The 22,226-nt window shown below is 72.7% G+C and carries 20 protein-coding genes; 8 read left to right on the top strand and 12 right to left on the bottom strand.

Going from position 1 to position 22,226, the window contains the following annotated elements:
- Positions 1 to 786, bottom strand: a 786-nt coding sequence (locus ABT324_RS28840; protein ID WP_351183839.1) for a cutinase family protein, incomplete at its 3' end; no start/stop codon positions are given.
- Positions 787 to 808: 22 nt separating this feature from the next.
- Positions 809 to 1,447, bottom strand: a complete 639-nt coding sequence (locus ABT324_RS28835) for a C39 family peptidase (protein ID WP_351183837.1) — start codon at positions 1,445 to 1,447, stop codon at positions 809 to 811.
- A gap of 285 nt (positions 1,448 to 1,732) precedes the next feature.
- Between ABT324_RS28835 and ABT324_RS28830 the strand changes: the two genes are divergently transcribed.
- The 3 genes from ABT324_RS28830 (at position 1,733) to ABT324_RS28820 (ending at position 3,943) form a co-directional block, all read left to right on the top strand.
- Positions 1,733 to 2,698 carry a helix-turn-helix transcriptional regulator gene (locus ABT324_RS28830; RefSeq protein ID WP_351183835.1) on the top strand — a complete coding sequence of 322 codons (966 nt, stop codon included), beginning with the start codon at positions 1,733 to 1,735 and terminating at the stop codon, positions 2,696 to 2,698.
- 52 nt (positions 2,699 to 2,750) lie between these two features.
- A complete protein-coding gene (locus ABT324_RS28825) occupies positions 2,751 to 3,371 on the top strand; it encodes an L-threonylcarbamoyladenylate synthase (RefSeq protein ID WP_351183833.1) in 621 nt (206 codons plus the stop codon).
- A gap of 368 nt (positions 3,372 to 3,739) precedes the next feature.
- Positions 3,740 to 3,943, top strand: coding sequence for a cold-shock protein (locus ABT324_RS28820; RefSeq protein ID WP_150066750.1), 204 nt, complete (start codon positions 3,740 to 3,742; stop codon positions 3,941 to 3,943).
- A gap of 112 nt (positions 3,944 to 4,055) precedes the next feature.
- Here ABT324_RS28820 and ABT324_RS28815 read toward each other — a convergent pair whose 3' ends face one another.
- The 3 genes from ABT324_RS28815 to ABT324_RS28805 form a co-directional block, all read right to left on the bottom strand.
- Positions 4,056 to 5,486 carry an MFS transporter gene (locus ABT324_RS28815; protein WP_351183831.1) on the bottom strand — a complete coding sequence of 477 codons (1,431 nt, stop codon included), beginning with the start codon at positions 5,484 to 5,486 and terminating at the stop codon, positions 4,056 to 4,058.
- Between the two features lie 23 nt (positions 5,487 to 5,509).
- The gene (locus tag ABT324_RS28810) at positions 5,510 to 5,965 is read right to left on the bottom strand and encodes a MarR family winged helix-turn-helix transcriptional regulator (RefSeq protein ID WP_351183829.1); all 456 of its coding nucleotides are present in this window, start codon (positions 5,963 to 5,965) and stop codon (positions 5,510 to 5,512) included.
- Between the two features lie 61 nt (positions 5,966 to 6,026).
- Entirely contained in the window at positions 6,027 to 6,578 is a 552-nt protein-coding gene (locus tag ABT324_RS28805; protein ID WP_351183827.1) for a heme-binding beta-barrel domain-containing protein, read from the bottom strand.
- 95 nt (positions 6,579 to 6,673) lie between these two features.
- Here ABT324_RS28805 and ABT324_RS28800 point away from each other — a divergent pair, with 95 nt between their 5' ends.
- On the top strand, positions 6,674 to 7,303 hold the full coding sequence (locus ABT324_RS28800) for a VOC family protein (RefSeq protein WP_351183825.1): 630 nt from the start codon (positions 6,674 to 6,676) through the stop codon (positions 7,301 to 7,303).
- Positions 7,304 to 7,555: 252 nt separating this feature from the next.
- Positions 7,556 to 7,678, top strand: a complete 123-nt coding sequence (locus ABT324_RS28795; protein ID WP_351183823.1) for a hypothetical protein — start codon at positions 7,556 to 7,558, stop codon at positions 7,676 to 7,678.
- A gap of 6 nt (positions 7,679 to 7,684) precedes the next feature.
- On the opposite strand, the gene ABT324_RS28790 is transcribed toward ABT324_RS28795, so the two are convergent.
- Positions 7,685 to 8,596, bottom strand: a complete 912-nt coding sequence (locus tag ABT324_RS28790; protein ID WP_351183821.1) for a LysR family transcriptional regulator — start codon at positions 8,594 to 8,596, stop codon at positions 7,685 to 7,687.
- Between the two features lie 108 nt (positions 8,597 to 8,704).
- Here ABT324_RS28790 and mdlC point away from each other — a divergent pair, with 108 nt between their 5' ends.
- Complete coding sequence (mdlC, locus tag ABT324_RS28785; RefSeq protein ID WP_351183820.1) at positions 8,705 to 10,291, top strand: benzoylformate decarboxylase; 1,587 nt, start codon at positions 8,705 to 8,707, stop codon at positions 10,289 to 10,291.
- A 57-nt stretch (positions 10,292 to 10,348) separates the two neighbouring features.
- On the opposite strand, the gene ABT324_RS28780 is transcribed toward mdlC, so the two are convergent.
- The 4 genes from ABT324_RS28780 to ABT324_RS28765 form a co-directional block, all read right to left on the bottom strand.
- The gene (locus tag ABT324_RS28780) at positions 10,349 to 11,065 is read right to left on the bottom strand and encodes a hypothetical protein (protein ID WP_351183818.1); all 717 of its coding nucleotides are present in this window, start codon (positions 11,063 to 11,065) and stop codon (positions 10,349 to 10,351) included.
- Positions 11,062 to 11,946 (bottom strand): hypothetical protein, encoded by an 885-nt coding sequence (locus ABT324_RS28775; protein WP_351183816.1) that lies wholly within the window; start codon positions 11,944 to 11,946, stop codon positions 11,062 to 11,064. The genes ABT324_RS28780 and ABT324_RS28775 overlap by 4 nt, the downstream gene beginning before the upstream one ends.
- 105 nt (positions 11,947 to 12,051) lie before the next feature.
- Complete coding sequence (locus ABT324_RS28770; RefSeq protein ID WP_351183814.1) at positions 12,052 to 13,221, bottom strand: 4-hydroxybenzoate 3-monooxygenase; 1,170 nt, start codon at positions 13,219 to 13,221, stop codon at positions 12,052 to 12,054.
- 412 nt (positions 13,222 to 13,633) lie between these two features.
- Positions 13,634 to 14,428: an IclR family transcriptional regulator gene (locus ABT324_RS28765; protein ID WP_351183812.1), complete on the bottom strand. Its 795-nt coding sequence runs from the start codon at positions 14,426 to 14,428 to the stop codon at positions 13,634 to 13,636.
- A 258-nt stretch (positions 14,429 to 14,686) separates the two neighbouring features.
- On the opposite strand from ABT324_RS28765, the gene ABT324_RS28760 reads away from it, so the two are divergent.
- Both ABT324_RS28760 and ABT324_RS28755 read left to right on the top strand, forming a co-directional pair.
- Positions 14,687 to 17,848, top strand: a complete 3,162-nt coding sequence (locus tag ABT324_RS28760; protein WP_351183810.1) for an arabinosyltransferase domain-containing protein — start codon at positions 14,687 to 14,689, stop codon at positions 17,846 to 17,848.
- Between the two features lie 211 nt (positions 17,849 to 18,059).
- Positions 18,060 to 18,971 carry an AEC family transporter gene (locus tag ABT324_RS28755; RefSeq protein ID WP_351183843.1) on the top strand — a complete coding sequence of 304 codons (912 nt, stop codon included), beginning with the start codon at positions 18,060 to 18,062 and terminating at the stop codon, positions 18,969 to 18,971.
- Positions 18,972 to 19,050: 79 nt separating this feature from the next.
- Here ABT324_RS28755 and ABT324_RS28750 read toward each other — a convergent pair whose 3' ends face one another.
- Both ABT324_RS28750 and ABT324_RS28745 read right to left on the bottom strand, forming a co-directional pair.
- Positions 19,051 to 19,566 (bottom strand): lytic polysaccharide monooxygenase auxiliary activity family 9 protein, encoded by a 516-nt coding sequence (locus ABT324_RS28750; protein WP_351183808.1) that lies wholly within the window; start codon positions 19,564 to 19,566, stop codon positions 19,051 to 19,053.
- A gap of 295 nt (positions 19,567 to 19,861) precedes the next feature.
- Positions 19,862 to 22,153: a molybdopterin-dependent oxidoreductase gene (locus ABT324_RS28745; protein WP_351183807.1), complete on the bottom strand. Its 2,292-nt coding sequence runs from the start codon at positions 22,151 to 22,153 to the stop codon at positions 19,862 to 19,864.
- Positions 22,154 to 22,226: the final 73 nt, after the last annotated feature.

Raw genomic sequence — 22,226 nt, 5'->3', positions numbered from 1 at the left:
GCCGACCGGGATGGGCAGCGGCGGCCCGTGCGGCACGCGCGGTGGCTGCGGGTGCAGCGTCACCCCGGAACCCAGGTCGCGGGCCGGGTCCAGGTCGTAGCCGTGGTCGCCGCTGGCGTAGCCGACCAGCCCGTTGGCGAACGCCGCCAGGTTGGTGATCATGTTGGTGGAGTTGCAGATCCCGTCGTTGACGTTGCAGACCTCGTGCACCGCCAAGCCGTTCCAGTCGTGGCCGCCGCGCATCGTCACGCCCGGCAGGATGCTGGGCACGTTGGTCTCGATGCCCCCGGCGACGCCGCCCACCCCACCGTCGCCGAACGCGCGCCGCGGGTTGCCGTAGAGCACGCCGTTGACCTGCTCGCGCGGGATCGACCCGTCCTTCCCGAGCACCTGCAGCACCTCCCCGGCGACCAGCGCTCCCTCCGAGTAACCGGCCAGCACCAGGCGGGACCCGGCGCAACCGGTGTGGAAGTCGCGCACCGCGCTCTCCAACCGGGCCGCGCCCTGGGCGACCGACTCGTCCAGGGCTAGGCGGTCGACCCCGGGGAAGACGCCCGCCTCGTAGGGCACCTGCACGATCTGCCACCCGGCCGGTGGCGCGGCGTTGAAGGCCGAGTTGTTCCAGTTCGTCAGCGTTTCCCCGTGCCCGTAACCGTCGACCTCGAACACCGCGGTGTCCGGGCACTGCTCGGCCGCCGAGGTCGTCGCGCTCGGGACCACGGCGCCGAGCGCGAGCGCTGCCGACGCGGTGCCCAGCACGCGGAGCCAATTCCTGCGAATGCGCATCGAAACTCCCCGTTCCGGCGGGTCAGGCGCTGTAGCCCTTGGGCGGGATGAGCGAGGCCAGTTGGTCGAAGGTCAACCAGTAGATCTGGTTGCCGCCGAACGACGCCGGGTCGGCGATGAGCACGGTGCGGTCGACGTCGTTGTAGCCGATCACCGTGAAGTAGTGGTAGATCGTCTGGTCCGGCGGGTAGCCGGGCGGCTGGTTGCCGGGCGGGGCGACGATGTTGGCGACGACCGGGTAGCCGTTGTCGATGTCCAGCACGATGTCGTTCCACAGCAGGTCCTTCTGGGCCTGCGTCGGTGGGTCGGCGGGCATCTCCTTGGTCTCGTACCAGCCGACGTGCGCGCTCAACACCCGGGTGACCTGCCCGATCCAGTCGGTGCCGCCGGTGTGCGTGCCCAGCTCGGCGGCCAGGTCGGCCTGGCTGCGGTAGATCCCGCGCGCGGACAGCGCGATCCGCGTCGCCGCGGGCCCGCACCAGTAGCCGGTCTCCTGCACCTGGTAGTCCACCTGGAGCACGTGCTCGCCCGATGGCCGGACGACGGGTGCGGCCGGGGTTGGGGTCGACGCGGGGGATAACGCCGCGGCTGATGCGGCGGCCGCGCCGGTGACCAGCAGCGTGAGGGCGGCCGCCGAGGCCGCGAGTTTCGACGAGAACATCCTGCCTCCTGGAGAACGAGCCCCCCGGCTCGTGCGCGCGGTTCCGCTGGAAGCCGTTGCGGCGCGGGCGGTTACCGGCGAGTCGGTGAATCGGCAACCCGTTGCGCGCACTTGATGTTGGGATTCGACGCGAATCCTGCCAAGATCGAACCGGCCAACGCCAGGCCTGGGCACTGGCTCACCTGGGTCATCGCGCATCTGCGCCAGTGCGGCGCCACCTCGTTGACCCCATTCGACCAGGCGTTCTAGGCTGCCCCGGTCGTCCCGCTCCGCCGGAAGGTCCCCGTGCTCGACGTCCTCGCCGCCGACAGCGACCAGGGGCGCGTGTACCGCGCGCTCACCGCGCGGGGGCAGCTGCCCCGGGAACTGCTGGTGCGCGACACCGGGCTGCCCACCGCGGTGGTGGCCCGGGCGCTGGAGGAGCTGTCCGAACTGGACCTGGTCGCCGAGGTCGGCAAGAATTCCGACCTCTGGGAGGCAGCCCCGCCGGAGCGGGCGGTGTCGGCCGCCCTGCGCGCGGAGGAGACCAGGCGGCGCGAGCTGTGGCGGGCCGGGGCGGAGCTGGACCGGCTCTACCACCAGGCGCAGCGCGGGGCCGGGTTCTCCCGGCACGTCGAGCCGGTGGAGCACCCGACCAGGCTGATCATGCTCACCACCCGGCTGCAGGAGCGGGCCGCGCGGCAGGTCCGCTGGCTGGACCGCCCGCCCTACAGCAGCAAGCCGCACCACTTCCGGGCCCAGGAGGAGGTCCAGTCCCGCCGGATGGCCGCCGGGGTGCGCTACCGGACGGTCTACAGCCAGGACGTCTACGACGACCCGGGCCTGTTCGCGGCCATGACCAGGATGGCCGAGCTCGGGGAGAACGTGCGGCTGCTCTCGGAGCTGCCGGTGAAGCTGACCATCGGCGACGACGAGATCGCCCTGCTGGTCCCCGAACCCGACCGCATCGGGCTGGAAGGCGCACTGGTCGTGCACGCCTCGGGGCTGCTCAACGCGCTGTGCGGGCTGTTCGAGACGTTGTGGACGCTGGCACTGCCGGTGTCGGTGGAGCGCGAGCAGGACCAGCTCTCCGACCGCGACCGCGCGATCATCACGATGATGGCGGCGGGGGCGACCGACGAGGCGATCGCCCGGCGCCTGGACCTGTCCCGCCGGACGGTGGTGCGCCGCATCGCGGCCCTGCTCGACCAGCTCGGCGCCACCACCCGCTTCCAGGCGGGGGTCCAGGCCGCCAAGCGCGGGCTGCTCTGAGCGCCCGCGCGGCGCGCGGCTGGGTGCCGCGCCGAGGATCTAAGCTCTGCGCATGGCGAAGTACTTCGACGTGCATCCGGACAACCCGCAGCGGCGTGCGATCGGGCAGGTGGTGGACATCCTGCGGGCCGACGGGTTGATCGCCTACCCGACCGACTCCTGCTTCGCGCTCGGCGCGCAGTTGGGCAACAAGGAGGGCATGGAGCGGATCCGCGCCATCCGGCACCTCGACGACCGGCACCACTTCACCCTGGTGTGCCAGAACTTCGCCCAGCTCGGCCAGTTCGTGATCATCAACAACGCGGTGTTCCGCGCCATCAAGGCCTCGACGCCGGGCAGCTACACCTTCATCCTCCCGGCCACCAAGGAGGTGCCGCGGCGGTTGCTGCACCCCAAGAAGAAGACGGTGGGGGTGCGCATCCCGGACCACGTGGTGGTGCAGGCGCTGCTGGCCGAGCTCGGCGAGCCGGTGCTGTCCAGCACGCTGCTGCTGCCCGGAGAGGAGGAGCCGATGACCCAGGGCTGGCAGATCAAGGACGAGCTGGACCACGTGCTGGACGCGGTGATCGACTCCGGTGACTGCGGCACCGAGCCCACCACGGTGGTCGACTTCTCCGGTCCCGAACCGGAGGTGGTCCGGTACGGCGCGGGTGATCCGTCCCGCTTCGAATGACCCATCCGGGGGACACTCGTTTCGCCTACAGCTGAAGCCGGGCGCGAAATCGTCCGGACGGGTGGTGCCCGCAGCCGCCGACCTCGCTGGGTCCGGCCGGGAAAACCCAGGTCGGAGCGGGTTCCGGGGGTGCGTTGTTGGCTACGACACGCTGGTGGATCGACAGCGGCGCGATCTTGGCTGAACGTGTAGTGTCTACCTCGGTCGTATTTTTCTGGGGTCGTGTTCGCGCACACTCGCAGGATGGTGATGCGGGCGTGCTGCTATCTGGTTGTAGCTGGAGAAGTCGCCGTTCGAGATCCGCGACCCAGGTGGTGACGCAGTGTGGCCGCCTGATGTAGTACCGGCTCCCAGAAGGAGAGAAGAGCATGGCACAGGGAACCGTGAAGTGGTTCAACTCGGAGAAGGGCTTCGGCTTCATCGCTCCGGACGACGGCGGCCCGGACGTCTTCGTCCACTACTCGGCCATCGAGGCGCGCGGCTTCCGCACCCTCGAGGAGGACCAGAAGGTCTCCTACGAGGTCAGCCAGGGCCCGAAGGGCCCGCAGGCGGCTGGCGTCCGCGCCCTCTGAGAACGGTGATCCGACCCGTTCCGCAACCGCGACACGGGTAGCTGAACCGCTCGACGACGAAGGCCTCGCACCCCTGGTGCGGGGCCTTCTCGCGTACCTGTCCCCGGCCCGCTCAGCCGCGGCGCTCGCGGAGGGCGGCGAACAGCGAGGCGGCCAGCAGGACCGCCGCGAGGACGGCGATTGCCAGGCCCATCCGGTGCAGCCCGGCGTCGGTGGCGCGCTCGCCGATCACCAGCGTGAGCAGCGCGGCGGCCAGGTTCGCACCGACGTACTGGGAAGTCCGGTACAGCCCTGAGGCCGCGCCCATCCGCTCGGCCGGGGCGACCGCGTACATCGCGCGCTGGTTGCCCATGTTGTTGAACCCGTTCGGCACCCCGAGCACCGCCGAGATCACCAGCAGGAGCAGGACCGGCGAGTCCGCGGCGGGCACGGTCAGCAGCAGCCCGGCGGCGCACAGCGCGGCCGTGCCGACGATGAGCGCCGCGCGCGGGCTGCGGTTGCGCTGCAGCCGGTTCGCCAGCAGCGTCGAGACCACCCCGACCGCCGAGATCGGCAGCACCACCAGACCAGCGCCGACCGGGCCGAGGTCGCGGGTTTCCTCCAGCCACTGCGGCAGTCCGTAGAAGACGCAGTAGAACGCCGTGTAGGTCACGATCGTGCGCACGTAGGTGAACGACAGCGCCCGCTCGGTCAGCAGCCGCACGTCCAGGAACGGGTCGCGGACCCGCGAGCTCCACCAGGCGGTCAGCGCGGCGGCGGGCACGGCGATCGCCAGCCACCACCACCGGGCAGTGCCGCTCAGCGACAGCAGCCAGAACATCAGCGCGGTGATCGCTGCGGCGAACAGCGCGATGCCGACCGGATCGACCCGCCGCAGCACGGCGAGCCGCCCGCGGCCGCGCTGGGCGGGTGGGTCCGCCGGGCCCCACCAGAGGATCACCGCGGCGCCGATCAGGGTCAGCGGCACGTTCACCCAGAACACCCCGGACCAGCCGAACAGGCCGACCAGCAGCCCACCGAGGGTGGGGCCCAGCGAGGCCGTGACCTGCGAGCAGACCGCGAGCGCGGCGAGTGCGTTGTTCGGGCGGGAGCGCAACCGGTCTGCGGCGCGGCGGATCATCGCCACCCCGCAGGGGTACTGGGCGGCGGTGCCGATGCCGATGAGGATGCGGCAGACCACCAGCGCGGCGACGTTCGGCGAGAACGGCGCCACCGCCGAGGTGAGCCCGACCAGCAGCAGTCCGGCGAGGCTGGTGCGGCGCGGGCCGAGCACGTCGGCGACGCGCCCCATCGCGGGGGCGGCGACCGCGGTGGCCAGGTAGAGCGCGGAGACCAGCCAGGTCACCGAGGTGCCGGCGTCGAACACGTCGCGGATGCTGACCAGCGCGACCGCGATCATCGAGGAGTTCAGCGGCTGCAGGATGGTGCCGAAGGCGATCGGCGTGATGAACCGGCCGGGCAGTTCCGGGGCCGCGGCGGGATCCGCGGCGCTTCGTTCAGCTTTGCTGTCCTTCTTGGGTGGGGTTTCGTGCGTTCGGGTCATCGTCGGGGCTCCTGCTCGAGCGGTCAGGAGTCGGCCAGCCGGTCCAGCAACCGGGCGGCCAGCACCAGCACCTCCCGCTCCACGTCGCTGAGTTCGGTCGTCATCGCCTGCGCCAGCCACGCCTCGCGGCGCTCCCGGTCCTGTCGCACCCGGTCGCGGCCCGCGTCGGTGATGCGGATGATCGCGGCCCGGCGGTCGTCCGGGTCGGGGGCGCGTTCGGCCAGCCCGGCGGAGATGAGGTGCTGCACCATGCGGGCCATCGACTGGGGCGTGACCCGCTCGGCGAGGGCCAGCGCGCTGCTGGTGGCCGGGCCGTCGCGCTCCAGGCGGCCGAGCACCGCCATCCGGCCCAGGGTGAGCTCGCCGGGGTTGCGCTCGGCCCGCAGCCGCCGGGCCAGCCGCATCACGCCGGTGCGCACTTCCGCGGCTGCGCTGGCGACCCCGGCGGCGTCGTCGGCAGCGGGGTCGTCACGGCTCATGTATTCAGCATAGCTGTCTTTCTCCCGGCCGTGAACGGCCGCCCGGGCCGGCAGTGCGTGGTCAGCGGGTGCGGTGCAGGCGCGCGGCCACGTGCGGTGTCATCTCGACGCCCACCATGGCGCGGTGCTCGGTGTGGTCCAGGGTGTCGTCGTCGACGAGCGCGTAGCTGCGCTGCGCGGCCCGGACGTCCTTGGCGGTCGGGGCCCGGACCACGGAGTCAGTGGTGAGGTCCCAGCGCTGCTCCGCAGCCTCACCGTGGAACAGCTCCTGGATCCCGGTGCAGTGGGACAGCAGCAGTTCCAGCGTCCCGTCGGGTTGGGGACGCCACCACCCGGTCTCCCACGCGGCGGGGCGCAGCACCGCGCCGTCGGCGTCGAGCAACCAGGCGCGCGCCTCGTGGCGCAGGAACGGCCGCCCGTCGTGGGAGATCGTGAGCTGCTGGCCGAACCGGTACGGGCCGTCGATGGTGGGGTAGTCGACCTCCCCGCGGCCGCGCCAGACACCGACCAGGGCGCGCAGCGGTCGGCACGCGTCGTGCAGCGGTGGGCCGCTGGTCAGGTCGGCGGTGTCGGCGGGGATCGGGGGCGGAGCGAGGTCGTGGGGATGAGCCATGCGTGGCAGCGTAGGCGGTGCCCGCAATCTGGGAGTCGTTGATCTTCCCCGCGCCCGGTGGTGGGATTGCGGGGCCGAACCTGCGGGAGGTGCGGATGACGAACGTCGAACCGCGGCTGGACCACCTGGTGTACGGGGTGCCGGACCTGCTCGCCGGGGTGCGCGCGGTCGCCGACCTGCTCGGTGTCGACCCGGTGCCCGGTGGGCGGCACCCGGACAACGGCACGCAGAACTACCTGGTCGGCCTCGGCGGCCGGGCCTACCTGGAGGTCATCGGCCCGGACCCCACCGCGACGCGGCCGCCGACCGCCTTCGGGCTGGCCACCCTGACCGTCCCGCGCCTGGTGACCTGGGCGGTGCGCACCCCCGACCTGGACCAGGCGGTCAGCGACGCGCGCGGCGCCGGGCACGACCCGGGCGAGCCCCGGCCGATGTCGCGGCGCACCCCGGACGGGCAGCTGCTGGAGTGGCGGCTGGCCAAGCGCGAACCCAGCCCCAGGGACGGCCTCGTCCCGTTCCTGATCGACTGGGGCAGCGCCCCGCACCCGGCGGACTCCGGCCTGCCGCAGGTCCGGCTCCTGGCGTTGCGCGCCGAGCACCCGGACCCCGAGTCGGTGCGGGCGGACCTGCGGGCCGTCGGGGTGCACCTGGAGCTCACCCGGGCGGATGCCCCGACGCTGCGCGCCGAGATCGAAGGCCCCGGCGGCCGCGTCGAGCTGCGCTGAGGCGCCGGGCCCGATCAGGTCAACGGCGCCGTTCGGTGTCGATCGACCCGGGTGGGGTGACCCCCGGGAGCGCGGAAGTCCGCAGTGGACCGTCGCGCAGCGTGGTCGAGCCCGCGCGGGGCGGTGTGGTCGGCCGTGTCACCGACCGTTATCGTTCCAGCAACGGCGCTGCCACCCGGCGGGTCCAGCATCGGGGGCGGACCTGGTGGGCCGGGGTCAGGGGATCCGGCGCCGAGGAGAAGGGGAACTCCCATGGTGCGTGCTGTTGGGGCGCTGGCTGTCGTCGGCGCGGGTGTGGTCGGTTTCTGGATCGGCTACCTGGTCGACGTCCGGCGCCACTCGACCGCCGCCGCACCGGAGCGGGTCGCCGCCTGATCCGTCTCAAGTGGACTGGATCGGACCGCGGCGCAGGGTCCGCCGGATGAGCTCGCGCAGCCAGTCGGTGCCGGGGGAGGGCAGCGCGCGCCGGTAGGTGTACAACGACACCTCCACCGTCGGGATCTCGAACGGCAGCCGGAAGGTCGCCACCTCCGGGGAACGGGTGAACAGCCCGGCCACCCCGTTGGGCACCGCGGAGAGGTGGTGCGTCCGCGCCAGCAGGTCGGGGAGCGCGGTGAAGTGCGGTACCCGGGCGGCGACCTCGCGCCGGTGCCCGAGCCGGGCCAGCTCCGTGTCGGCGTCGACGTGCCCGGCCGCGGGGTCCACCACGATGTGCCGTTCCCGCAGGTACTCCGCCAACGTCGGGCGGTCGCCGATGCGCGGGTGCGCGCGGGCGCGCAGGCCCGAGTAGTGCTCCTGGAACAGGGCGTCGCGCCGCAGGTCCGGGGCGTCGATGCGGGGCGTGCAGATCACCGCGTCGGCCCGACCCTGGCGCAGGTGCTTCGGAGCCGCGGCCACATCCAGTGGCAGCACCTCCACCGCGCAGTTCGGCGCGGTCCGCTCGAGCCGGGCCAGGACCGCGGGGAGCAGGCTGATCTCGCCGAGGTCGGTGGCGCAGATCCGGAACGTGCGCGCCGAGGTGGCCGGGTCGAACCGACCCGCCCCCGACACCGTCTCCTCGATCACCTCCAGCGCCTGCTGCAGGCGCGGGTACATCCGCTCGGCGATCTCGGTCGGGGCGAGCCCGTCGGGGGAGCGGGTGAACAGCTCGTCGTGGAAGTGGCGGCGCAACCGCCGCAGCGCGTGGCTCACCGACGGCTGCGTGATGAACAGCGCCTCGGCCGTCCTGGTGGCGCTGCGGGTCTCGTAGAGCAACACGAACGTCTTCACCAGGTTCAGGTCCAAGTCGACCACGCAGCGAGGATAGGCACCGGCCATGCCGGGATCAACAGCATTCATTGGGCCTATGGCACCCGCGCTCCCTATGGTGACGGGCGTTACCGACACGGGGAGCGAGCACGCATGGCCGACGTCCGCGACGTGACCTACGAACTGCTGCGAGCGCACGACCTGACCACCATCTTCGGCAACCCGGGCTCCAACGAGCTGCCGTTCCTGGCCGGGATGCCCGAGGACTTCCGCTACGTGCTGGGGCTGCACGAGGGCGCGGTGCTGGCGATGGCCGACGGCTACGCCCTCGCCCGCGGCGGCCCGGCGCTGGTCAACCTGCACGCGGCTGCCGGGACCGGCAACGCGCTCGGCGCGCTGACCAACTCGGTCCACTCGCACAGCCCGCTGGTCATCACCGCCGGGCAGCAGGTGCGCTCGACCATCGGCCAGGAGGTCATGCTGGCCAACGTCGATGCCGCCGCGCTGCCGAAGCCGCTGGTGAAGTGGAGCTGCGAACCGGCCTGCGCGCAGGACGTGCCGCGCTCGATCAGCAACGCCATCCACATCGCCACCCTGCCCGCCAAGGGCCCGGTGTACGTCTCGGTGCCCTACGACGACTGGGCCCAGGAAGCACCCGCGGAGGCGCGGCACCTGCTCGCCCGCAGGACCGGCACCGCCGGATCGTTGAGCGAGGCGCAGCTGGCCGAGCTGGCTGAGGCGCTGGACGGTGCCGAGCGCCCGGTGCTGGTGCTGGGCCCGGAGATCGACGCCGAGCGCGCCAACGGCGACGCGGTGCGCCTGGCCGACCGGCTGGGCGCGCCGGTGTGGATCGCGCCGTCGGCGTCGCGGTGCCCGTTCCCCACCCGGCACCGCAGCTTCCGCGGTGTCCTGCCCGCCGCGGTCCAGGGCGTCACCGACGCGCTGCGCGAGCACGACCTGATCGTGGTGGTCGGTGCCCCGGTGTTCCGCTACCACCAGTTCGTGCCCGGCGAGTACCTGCCCGCGGGCGCCCGCCTGGTGCACCTGACCAGCGACCCCGGCGAGGCCGCGCGGGCCCCGGTGGGGGAGGCGCTGGTCGGTGACGTCAAGGACGCGCTGTCGCGGCTGGCTGACGCGGTCACCCCGGGGCTGCGCCCGCAGCTGCCGCCGCTGCCGCAACACCCGGCGGCGGGGTCCGCCGGGGACCGGCTGCACCCGGAGGAGCTGTTCGCGCTGCTGCGCGAGCACGCCCCGAAAGATGCCGTCTACGTCAAGGAATCCACCGCGACGACCGGTGCTTTCTGGGCGCAGGCAGACCTCTCCGAGCCGGGCAGCTACTTCTTCCCGGCCTCCGGTGGGCTCGGGTTCGGGCTGCCCGCCGCGGTCGGCGCGCAGCTGGCGCACGCCCGGCGCCAGGTCATCGGGCTCATCGGCGACGGTTCGGCCAACTACGGGATCACCGCGCTGTGGACCGCCGCGCGGTACCGGATCCCGGTGATCGTCGTCATCCTGAAGAACGGCAGCTACGGCGCGCTGCGCTGGTTCTCCAAGGTCCTGGACGCCGGTGAGGTGCCCGGCATGGACGTGCCCGGCATCGACTTCACCCAGATCGCCCGCGGCTACGGGGTCGAGGCGACGGCGGTGCGCACCGGCGCGGAGTTCACCGCGGCCCTCACCGAGGCGCTGGACGCGGACGGCCCGGTGCTCATCGAAGCGGAAACCGAACTCACCGAACCCTGATCCCCGCCTGCACCGGGACCACCCGGTTCGAACCCCGGGGGCCGGCCTCGCGCGGGATCACCACGGCTTCCTCCGGCGTTGCGGGTCGAAGGGGCCCATCTCCAACCGGCGCATGGTCTCGAACCGCGGGCTCACCGCCAGGTACCACTGGCCCAGGACGGCGAGCGTGATCAGCGCACCGACGGTGCACACCGCAAACGTCTCGAACACCCCGCCCTGCAGGTACACCCACACCCCGAGGCCGATCACCACGAAGAGCCACCACCGCAACCAGACGAAGCGGAGGTTGGTGCGGGCGAAGGCGAGCTGGTGGACGGCGAGCACCACCAGCGCCACGAACCAGTGCGGGTGCTCGGTGATCGCCAGCCACCCGACCAGCGCGAACGAGCCGAGGAAGAAGCAGATGAAGAAGACCAATCGCAGCAGGAAGCCGAGCAGCACGCTGCGCACCATGGCGTTCTTGGGCTGTGGTCGGCGCTTCCGCCACAGCAGGTAGGTCGGGGACCACTTGTCCAGCTGGAACAGCGCCGGCTTCGCCTCCTCCTCGTCGGTGACCGCGTTGTAGACGACGACCTCGTACCCGCCGATGCCCTTCCGCCAGCGGAAGACGACGGTCGGCGGCGCCGCGTTGAGGTAGTGGAAGATCTTGGCGTCCTCGTGCAGCACGCGCGGGTTGCCGAGGCTGACGAGGTGGAGCCAGAGGGTGCCGGCGAAGATGATCCTCGCGGTGAGCCACCCGGCCGTGAGCACGAGATCGAGCGGGGAACCCGTCACCAGAGCAGCCAATCGACCAGGTCCAGCAGGTCCGCGGGGTCGAACGGGTCGCTCGGGTCGAAGGGCGCGTTGGCGGCCACTTCACCGGCGATCCGGGCGATGCCCGCAGCGCGGTCCCGCAGTGCCGTTGCGAACGCGGTACCACCGGCGAGGGCGAGCGCCCAGGCGGCGACCTTCCGACCTGCCTCACGTCCGACGGGTGGAGCGGGCAGACCGCCCGCGAGCGCCATCGCCGTCAGCACCGCGCCCCCGCGGCGGGGATCGGCCAGGTCGTCGAACAACGTGGCCATCGCAGCGGAGAACGACTTGTTGGCCACGGTGCGCGCGAAGCCCTCGGGGGCTGGATCGCGGTCCGCCCGCGCCCGCTCCACGAGCGCCGCCAGCCGGGGTGAGGTGATCTGGGCGAGCTGACCCTGCCAGTCCGCCGGCAGCTTCTTCGCGGTGACCACCGGCCACAGCGCGAAGACGATCAGGTCGAGCAGGACCTGCTCGGGCACCGGCTGGTCCGGCGCGATGCTGGGCCGGGCCAGGTAGCTGGTGATGCCGGTGACCAGCAGGCGTCGGACCGCGTCCCTGCGCTGCTCGTCGTCGGGGCCGGTGTCGTCCAGCTCGGCGCGCACGAGGTCGAGCTGCCGGAGGTGCGTGGCGCCCGCGCGGTCGTCCGCGTGCTCGACCATCGTGCGGTAGTCCGCTGCGATGCGGTCGACCCACGACCGAAGCGCGGGCAGGGCCAGCGGTCGTCGGTCGTCCCAGTGGTGGTGGTGGACCTGCCCGGTGAACGTGCCGGCCTGCACCACCGGGCCGTGCACGACGGAGCCCCCACCGATCTGGTTGCGGATCTCGCGCGGTTCCGGGGTCGTCTCGTCGGCTCCACCGCCCATCCCGTCCCCTTCCGACCCGGTCGAGACTAGCCAGCGAGCCGGTGCTGGTGGGCGCGAACAGCGCAATCCCGTTGCGGGTCGGCCGAATCCGCGCGGGCAGTCGCTTCAGTCGAACGGGGTGCCGACGTAGTTCTCGGCCAGCAGGGTCCGGCCCGCGCGGGATCGGGTGACGGTGTCCAGCTCGGCGAGCTGGCGGTGCCGGTCGAAACCGGTCGCCCCGGGCATGCGGTGCAGCATCGAGGTCATCCACCAGGAGAAGTGCTGCGCGCGCCAGACCCGGGGCAGGGCGGTCGCGGTGTAGGCGTCGAGCGCGGTGCGGTCGCTGGTGGCGAAGAACTCGGCCATGGCGCGGGAGAGCACGTGCACGTCGGCGAGCGCGAGGTTCATGCCCTTCGCCCCGGTCGGCGGCACGGTGTGCGCGGCGTCGCCAGCCAGGAACAGGCGGCCGTGCTGCATCGGCTCGCACACGAAGCTGCGGAAGTGCAGGACCGACTTGGAGAAGATCGGACCCTCCTGGATCTCCACGCCCGCCACCCGGGTGTGCAGCTCCGACCAGATCCGGTCGTCGGACCAGTCCTCGACGGAGGTGTCGGGGTCGACCTGCAGGTAGTGCCGCTGGACGGTCGCCGAGCGGGTGCTGATCAGGGCGAAGCCGTTGTCGTGGTGGGCGTAGATCAGCTCGTCGGACGACGGCGGCGCCTCGGCCAGGATGCCGAACCAGGCGAACGGGTACTGGCGGAAGTGGTCCTGCCGGGGGTGCGGGCTCGGGATCAGGGAGCGGGTCGTGGTGCGCGACCCGTCGCAGCCGGCGACCAGCGCGCAGTCGAGCTGCTGCTCGGTGCCGTCCTGGGTGAACCGGATGCGGGGCCGGTCGCCGGTGATGTCCTCGACCCGCACGTCGGAGACGCCGAAGCGGATGTCCCCACCGTCGGCCAGGCGCCGGGCGATGAGGTCCTTGAGCACCTCGTGCTGCGGGTAGATGGTCACGCCGCGCCCGCCGGTGAGGTCGTCGAAGTCGATCCGGTGGCCGCGCCCGCCGAAGCGCAGCTCGATGCCGCGGTGCACCATCCCGATCCGCTTGACGCGCTCGCCGACCCCGGTCTCGACCATCAGGTCCACCGAGCCCTGCTCCAGCACCCCGGCCCGGATGGTGCCCTCGATCTCCTCGCGGGTCCGGGTGTCGAGCACCACCGACTCCACGCCGCGCTGGTGCAACAGGTGCGAGAGCATGAGCCCGGCGGGGCCCGCCCCGACGATCCCGACCTGGATCCGCATCGACCGATTCCTCCCTCGGACCTGCTGCGGGCGGTGCACCCCGGTGTGACCGCCGCCGCAGCCTCACGGTCCACGATCGGCACGCGACCAGCGACGCGGAACGCCCCTTTCCGCCCACCGGAAGTCCACCTCCAGCCGTCCCCGGTCCCACCCCGGTGCCAACGAGGTGACCGCACTGGCATTCGCTCCCGGGCGAGTCGTGCACCGGCCGCCCCGCAGTTTCAATTGAAACCTCGAACGCGTGTGGGGAACGGGCGCAGTTTCAATTGAAACTGCGCGCCACCGGCGTGTCGGCTGCTCGACACGCCGGTGGCGCGTTGGTGCGATTTCCCTGGGATCACCTCAGTGGAGAGACGTCTGATCCCCAGTGGCGTCGCGCCACTCCGGACAGCCGGTGCGGTGCACGTGCTGATCAGCGGTGTTCGAGGTGGGCCGTGGGTGGGAGGGCCTGGGCGTGGGGCGAGCCGAGGGCGCGCGAGAGGCCGCGCGCCGCCGCCCGGACCGCGGGCACGAGGGTCATCGGGTCCGTGCGCTGCGCCGGGACGACGATGGACAGCGCCGCGACCACCTCGTCGGAGTCGTCGTGCACCGGGGCCGCCACCGACAGCGTGGTCAGCTCGATCTGGCGGTCGCTGATCGCGAAGCCCTGCCGGCGCACGTCGGCGAGGACCCCGCGCAGCTGCCGGGCATCGGCGAGGGTCCGCTCGGTGAACCGCTTCAGCGGCCCGGCCAGCACCGCCTCCTGCTGCTCGGGAACGGCGTGCGCGAGCAGCACCAGGCCCACGCCGGTGGCGTGCAGCGGGAGCCGACCGCCGGGGCGTGAGACCACCGGGACCGCCTCGCGCCCGGAGATGCGCTCGACGTAGACGACCTCGTCGCCGTCGCGCACCCCGAGCTGCACGTTCTGCCGGGTGGCTGCGTAGAGGTCGCCGAGGAACGGCATCGCGACCTCGCGCAGGAAGGTGCCGCGCGGGGTCAGGCCCGCCAGCTCGTAGATCCGCAACCCGATCCGGTACCGGCCGTCAGCGGCCCGCTCCAGCGCACCCCAACCGGTGAGCTCGCCGACCAGGCGGTGGGTGGTGGTCAGCGCCAGCCCGCTGTGCCTGCTGATCGCCGACAGCGTCAGCGACGGCCGCTCCGGGGAGAAGGCCTCCAGGATCCGGAACAACCGGGACGCCACCGTCGGCGCCGCTCCGCGGTCGCCCATCGCACCACCCCACGCACTCCTCGACGCCCGCCCATCTCACCACGGCGGACACCGGCGGAGCGGGAGCGGGCCGGGGGCGCCCGCGGAGCGACCACCCTCGTCCGGGGCTCACCCGGCCGGGCGGAGATCTACCCCGCGCCCCCGGTAGCGGATCGACCGCGCCGGGTGACATCGGCTGCTCCGGTTGTCGGCTGGTCCGCGCGCCTCTCTAAGCTCAGTGGGATTGGCTGTTGTCGGCAGGGATGAGGTGGCGATCGCGTGGCTCAGCGGTCGGGTGAGGTCACGCGACGCGGATCCGCCGCTGCTCGGCGCTGGGCGGTGTTGCTCGGACTGCTGTCGGCGCTGGCAGCCCTGGCCGTCCCGCTGCTCCCGGTGCAGCACGAGATCACCACCCTGAAGTGGCCGACCGAGCACGGCACCGCCCCGGTGTCGGCCCCGCTGGTCACCCATACGCCGCTGTGGCTCACCGCCGAAGTCCCCTGCGCCAGCGCGCGCAGCCTGGACGCGCGCAGCACCGGGGCGGCCGTGCTGGTCGCGACGAACCCGCCGTCGGCGGAGTACGGCGGGGCGACCGGGCTGAGCCTGCAGGTCGAGGACGGCGCGGTGTCGCTGTGGTCGCGCGGGCAGCAGATCGGCTCGACCCCGCTGCCCAGCGGGGACTGCGCGATCTCGGTGCACGCGGACTCCTCCGGCACCCGAGCCGGTGTCGGTGGCACCGAGCTGGCCGCGGTCGGCGGTGACCGGCGTCCGCAGCTGACCGGGATCTTCTCGCAGCTCGACGGCGCGGTCGACGACGTGCGCGGGCTGTCGTTCCAGGCTCGGGTGGACGACCGGTTCGCCAGCACCCCGACCCCGCTGAAGGTCGCGGTCATGGTGCTGGCGGTGGTGGCGTTCGCCGGTTCGGTGCTGGCGCTGAGCAAGCTGGAGGTGCGGCGGGCACCGCGACTGCTGCGACCGGCGTGGTGGCGGCCGCAGGTCCGCGACGTCGCGGTCGTCGGCGCGCTCGGCGTCTGGTGGTTGATCGGCGCGATGACCGCCGACGACGGCTACATCCTGACCATGCTGCGCGCCGCCGACGACGCTGGGTACGTCACCAACTACTTCCGCTGGTTCGCCAACCCGGAGTCGCCGTTCGGCTGGTTCTACGAGCTCTACGCGCTGTGGGTGCAGGTCTCGGCTGCCACGCCGTGGGTGCGGTTGCCCGCGCTGTTCCTCGGCGTGCTCAGCTGGCTGCTGATCAGCCGCGGGGTCCTGCCGCGGATGGGGCAGCAGGTCCGGCGCAGCGAGTCCGCGGGCTGGGCCGCGGCGGCGGTGTTCCTGGCGTTCTGGCTGCCGTACAACAACGGCCTGCGGCCGGAGCCGGTGGTGGTGGCGTTCTTCCTGCTGTCGCTGTGCGCGGTGGAGCGAGCGGTGGCGACCCGGCGGCTGACCCCGGCCTCGCTGGGTCTGGTGGCCGCGGCGCTGGGCCTGGGGGCCAATCCACACGGCATGGTCGCGGTGCTGCCGTTCGTGGTGGCCGCCAAGCCGCTGCTGCGACTGCTGTGGCGGCGCGTGCGCGAGCGCGGGGTGCTGCCGGTGCTGGCGCCGATCGCGGCCTCGGGCCTGGTGATCCTGGTCGGGGTGTTCTTCGACCAGACGCTGCAGTCGGTGCTGGACTCGGTGGCGCTGAAGACCAAGTTCGGGCCGAACGAGTCCTGGTACGAGGAGCTGGTCCGCTACGACAAGCTGTTCGGGCCGTGGCCGGACGGTTCACTGACGCGGCGCTTCCCGGTGCTGTTGGTGATGCTGTGCGTGCTGGCCTGCGGGGTGGTGCTGCTGCGCCAGGGTCGGATCCGGGGCGCGGCGCTGGGGCCGAGCCGCCGACTGCTCGGGGTGGCCGCGCTGTGCTTCGTGGTGCTCGCGGCCACCCCGACCAAGCACACCCACCACTTCGGCGTGCTCGCGGGGGTGGGGGCCGTGGTCGCGGCGCTGACCGCGCTGGCGACCAGCGCCGCGGTGCTGCGCTCGCGCCGCAACCGGGCGGCGTTCTTCGCCGGGTTGATGGTCGTGTGCGCGTTCTCGGTCACCGGGACGAACTCGTGGTGGTACGTCTCGGGCTGGGGGGTGCCGTGGTTCGACCGCGCACCCAGCCTGGACGGGCGGTCGGCGAGCACCTACTTCCTGGTCGCCGCCGCGATCGCGGCCGTGGTGGCCGTCGTCGAGCACCTGCGCCACGACGAGCTGCCGGTGGTCACTGCCGACGCGCGGCGGCGCGGCGTGCTGCTGGGCGCGGCTCCGCTGACGCTCACCTGCGCGGTGCTCCTGGTCGGCGAGGTGGTGCTGTTCGGGGTGGGCATCCACGAGCAGCGTGCCGGTTACAGCCTCGGGGCGGACAACGTCAAGCAGCTGGCCGGGCGCAGCTGCGGGCTGTCGGACTACGTCCAGGTCGAGACCGATCCGCGGCGCGGCGTGCTCGCGGTGTCGCAGGACCAGCCGCGCAGCGCGGAGAACCGCCGCACCGGGACCGCGGAGGGCGCTGACTACCTGGCGGCCGCCTCGCGCGGCTTCCACCGGTTCGGCTACCCGCGCACCGAGTTCTGGACGCCGCCGTTCGCCTTCGGCGGCGACGACGCCCCGGTGTGGGGCAGCTACGACCGCGACGCCACCGGCACCGGCGAGGTGCGCACCCCCTGGTACGACCTGCCGCCGCAGGCCACCTCGGGCGAGGCCCCGGTGGTGCTGCAGTTCGCCGGCTCGGCGACGGGGGCGAACTCGCTGCGCGTCGAGCTCGGGCGGGACACCCCGGCGGGCTTCGAGATCACCGACGAGCGGGAGCTGGTGCAGAACAGCGGCACCTGGCGCGACCTGCGGTTCACTGTGGACGGTGCCACCAAGCTGCGGGTGCTGGCGGTGGACCAGAAGGTCGACGAGGGCGGCTGGCTGGCCTTCAGCGCCCCGCGCGTCCCACAGCTGACCACCATGACCGAGGTGGCCGGGGACGCGCCGACGTTCGTCGAGTGGACTGCGGCGCTGGTGCACCCCTGCCTGGACTTGGCGAGCCTGGAGCACGGGATCGCGGAGCTGCCGCGGTTCCGGGTGGCCGGTGGCGGGATGCTGCGCGACATGGGGCAGAGCTGGTCGGGCTCCTCCGGTGGGGGACCGTTCGGCTGGCTCAACGTGGCCGCCAGCGTGCGGGCGATGCCGAGCTACCTCGAGGGCGACCTGCACCGCGACTGGGGCGTGTTCTACGTGGTGGACCCCTTCGAGCCGGACGCCGTGCCCGCCGACGCGGCGGTGGTGGTCCACCAGGAGACGCACTGGGGTACCTGGAGTCCCGGCGCGCTGCCGAAGGCGGTCCGGCTGCCGGGCGGTCCGCCCAGCTCCAACGGCCGCACCGACCTGCAACCGCTGGAGACCGTCGAGACCGGCGACAAGACGTGAACGGCTGTGAGCAGCGCCATGCCCTCGCAGCCGGGCTGATCGCTTAGGATTGCTAACCGTGCGGGTGGCGGTCGCGCGGGCGCGGTCCGCGCCGGTGGAACCCGTGAGCACGGAAGAGCACAACGCTTCGCGCGCGAGGAGGACCTCGCCTGGTCACCACCGTCCGCAGTGGACGCCGCGGGGCTGAGCCGCGGGAGGTCCGTTGTCCGGGGTGGTCCAGGGCTTCGGTGTCATCGCCGCCATCGTGCTGATCGGCTACCTGCTCGGCCGCACCGGTGCGCTCGGCGACGGCGGGCGCGAGGCGCTGACCCGGCTCTCGTTCTACGTCGGCACCCCGGCGCTGCTGCTGAAGATGCTCTCCGAGTCCGACGTCTCGGTGATCTTCTCGATCCCGCTGCTGGTGACGGCGCTGAGCACGTTCGCCGCCGCCGGGCTGTTCGTGCTGGTCGGCCTGGTGCGCGGGTGGAACATCCGGCGCACCACGATCGGCGCGCTGTGCTCCAGCTACGTCAACGCGGGCAACTTGGGCATCCCGATCGCGGTCTACGTGCTCGGCGACGCCACCCTGGTGGCCCCGGTCATGCTGTTCCAACTGCTGGTCATGACGCCGATCGGGCTGACCGTCATCGACTGCGCGCAGTCCGGGGCACGCGGTCCGGTGTGGTCGCGGCTACTGGCGCCGTTGCGCAACCCGATCGTCATCTGCTCGTTGATCGGGGTGGCCCTCTCGCTGGGCGGGTGGCGCATCCCGGCCCCCGTCCTGGAACCGATCACGCTGCTGGGGCACCTGTCGGTGCCGACGGTGCTGCTGGCCTTCGGCATCTCGTTGCGCGGCAGCGCGCTGCCCGCGGGCGGGTCCGAGCGCTGGCCGGTGTTGCTGTCGGTCGGCCTGAAGTCGTTCGCGCACCCGGTGATCGCCTGGGCGATCGGCGCCGGGCTGTTCGGGTTGGAGGGTGCGTCGCTGTTCGCGGCGGTGGTGATCTCGGCGCTGCCCGCGGCGCAGAACCTGTTCGTGTACGCCTCGCGCTACGAGGTGGGTGTGCGCTTGGCCCGCGAGTCGATCCTGCTGTCCACCATCCTGTCCGTCCCTGTCCTGTTCACCGTCACCGCGCTGCTCGGCTGAACCGCGAGATCCCGCGGGGCTCGGCTGGCGCCGCCGGACTCCGCGGGATCGGGCGAACCGGGCTGGTGCCCGGCGCGACTCAGCTCACGTCGAGGTCGACGCAGGCGTAGAAGGCGTTGGCGGTGTCGGCGATGTTCCACACCGCCAGCAGCTTCTGCTTGCCGCTCACGCCGCCGAGGTCGACGGTGTGCGACAGCGAGTTGCCGGGCCGCTTGCCGCCGTCGTCGAAGACCGCGACGCGGTTGCCACCGATGAAGTACTCCCAGGTGGTGGTGGCGTGCGGGGCGGTGAGCGTCCAGTGGAAGTTCACCGAGTTGCCGACCTTGGTGGCCTTCCAGCCCTTGCTGTCGTCATCGAGGTCGGAGAAGCGGGAGTTGCCACCGCTGCAGCTGGTCAGGCCCTTGGGGCCCTCGACGCTCTGCGGCTCCCACTTGATCTCCCCGCAGGAGACCGTGCCCGATGCGCACTGCGCCTGCCGGCTGGGCGGCGTGTCGATGTAGCCGTGCGCGCTGGCGGTCGAGGTGGGGATGGCCACCAGGAAGGGCGCGATCGCCGCGCCGACCGCCGCAGCGGCGAACTTGCGCTTCGATGTCATCTCGACTCCCTTGTCGATCCGGCCGGGACGTTCCCGGCCGAGCGAGCCCCCGGTGCTGGCGGTCCGGCGCACTGCGCCTGGTGGGGGAGAGCAACGGTGTGGTCGACGACCGCCGGTCGACCGGCCGCCCCGGAAGAGGTGTGGTCTGGACCATAATCAGCAGGCTGGAATCCGGTCAACATTCCCGAAACGACGTCACTGCAAAGGACCAGGACCACTTCGCGAAGTGGTTCCGGCGAAACCGCCGCGACGGCGGCGGATTCGAGGCGGGTGGCGTGGAAAACCTGCCCTGTGGTCAGGAATCGGACAGCGGCGGTGGCTCGCTGCAGCGCAGCGCGGGGACCGGGCCGTCGTACCGCTCGACCTCGACGTGCGCGTGCTGCCCGGAGCAGCCCTGGGACAGCCGGGAGGACGGCACGTCGGCGGTGAGCACGTTCGGATTGCCGTGCGCGCAGAGGGTTTCGTTGGGGCGGAGCGGGTCTGGCTGTGGGTCGAACCAGGCGCCGGTGGCCAGCACGACCACCCCGGGCCGGACGTCCGTGGTCAGCCGCGCCCCGGCCAGGCAGGCGCCGAGGTGGTTGAACACCCGGACCACGGCACCGTCGGCGATGCCCCGCGCGGCGGCGTCCTGCGGGTGGATGCGGATCGGTTCGCGCCCGGCGACCTTGGCGCGCTGGCTGACCGCGCCCACATCGCCCTGGCCGTGCAGCCGGGTTGGCGGCTGGTTGGCGATCAGGTGCAGCGGTCCGCCGCGCCGCTGCCGCGTGGGCAACCACGCCGGGTGCCCGGGGCAGTCCGGGTAGCCGAAGGACTCGATCGTCGCGGAGTGCAGCTCGATCCGGCCGCTGGGGGTGTGCAGCGGGTTCTGCTGCGGGTCCAACCGGAACGCCACCAGCGGCGCCGGGCGCGGCACGTCCGGGACGCGCACCTCCCCGGCCGCCCAGAACTCGTCGAACGGCGGGAGGTCGTGGCCCTGCGCGAGCAGCCGACCGCGCCACTGCTCGTAGAGGTGCACCAGCCACTCGCGCGGGGAGCGGCCTCCGGTGAACTCCTCGTGCACGCCCAGCCGCTGGGCGAGCCCGGCGAGGATGGCGTGGTCGTCACGGGCCTCGCCGACCGGGGGGAGCACCTGGTGCATCGCGATCAGGTGGCTGTCGCGCCGCCCGGCGCCGAGGTCCTCCCGCTCCAGCGCCATGGTGGCGGGCAGCACCACGTCGGCGTGCCGGGCGGTCGCCGTCCAGTGCGTCTCCTGCACGACCACGGTGTCCGGTCGGCCGAACGCCCGCCGCAGCCGGTTGAGGTCCTGGTGGTGGTGGAACGGGTTCCCGCCCGCCCAGTGCACCAGCCGGATGTCGGGGTAGGTCAGGCGCTGCCCGTCGTAGTCGTACCGCTGCCCCGGGTTGAGCAGCAGGTCGGCGATGCGGGCCACCGGGATGAACGCCGACACCGGGTTGCGGCCCTGCGGCAGCGTCGGCGGGCGCAGCAGCGGGGCGTCGTCGCCGACGTCGGCCATCGACCCGTAGCCGTGCCCGAAACCGCCGCCGGGAAGCCCCACCTGGCCGAGCATCGCGGCCAGCGCGAGCCCCGCCTGCACCGGCTGCTCGCCGTGCTCGGTGCGCTGCAGCGACCAGGAGACGGTGATGAGCGTGCGCCCGGCGGCCATCCGGGTGGCCAGGGAGCGGATGTCCGCGGCGTCGATCCCGCAGATCCCGGCCGCCCACTCGGCGGACTTCGGGGTGCCGTCGCGCCTGCCGAGCAGGTGGTCGGCGAACACCTCGAACCCGGTGCAGAAGCGCTCCAGGAAGTCCTGGTCGTGGTGCCCGCCGGTGAGCAGGGTGTGGGCCAGGCCGAGCTGGAGGGCGACGTCGGTGCCGGGGACGATCGGGTACCAGGTCGAGCCGGGACCAGCGGGGACGTCGTCGGCGAGCGGGCTGACCACCGCCACGTCGGTGCCCAGCTCGCGCAGCGCGGCCGAGCCGGTGTGGCGGGTGATGCCGCCAGCGGCGATGGAGAGGTTCTTGGTGGCCAGACCGCCGAAGGCCACCACGAGGTCGGTGTGCTCGCGGATGGTCTGCCAGCTGTCGGCGTGCTGCAGCAGCGCGTCGGTGCTGCCGATCAGGTGGGGCAGGAGCACCTGGGAGGTGCCGAAGCTGTAGTTGCCGCGCGAGGCGGTGTACCCGCCGATGGTGTTGTGGAACCGGTGCAGCTGGCTCTGCGCGTGGTGGAACCGCCCGGCGCTGGACCAGCCGTAGGAGCCGCCGAAGACCGCCTGGTTGCCGTGCTCGCGCCGGGTGCGCTCCAGCTGCTCGGCGACCAGGTCCAGCGCGGTGTCCCAGGAGACCTCGACGAACTCCTCCTCGCCGCGCGCGCCGGTCGGGCCGGGCCCGCTCTCCAGCCAGCCGCGGCGGATCGCCGGGCGCCGGACCCGGGTGCGGTGCCGGACGGTGTCGGCGAGGTTGCCCAGCAGCGGTGACGGCGCGGGGTCGGCGGGGTGCGGCCGGACGTGGAGGGTGCCGTCGGGAGCGACCGCGGCGCGAAAGGCGCCCCAGTGCGAGCTGCTCGGCAGCCAGCTCGGTTCGGTCGTCATGCGTGCCTCCACCAGCCGTCTTTGGGCACGATAACCCGCGCCGGGGCTGTCCGGGACCGGCGGGCGCGGGCGC

Source organism: Saccharopolyspora sp. NPDC000359 (assembly GCF_040300525.1).
Classification (GTDB): Bacteria; Actinomycetota; Actinomycetes; order Mycobacteriales; family Pseudonocardiaceae; genus Saccharopolyspora.
Note: the sequence above shows the minus strand (reverse complement) of the source record. Positions and strands in the feature narration are given on the sequence as shown.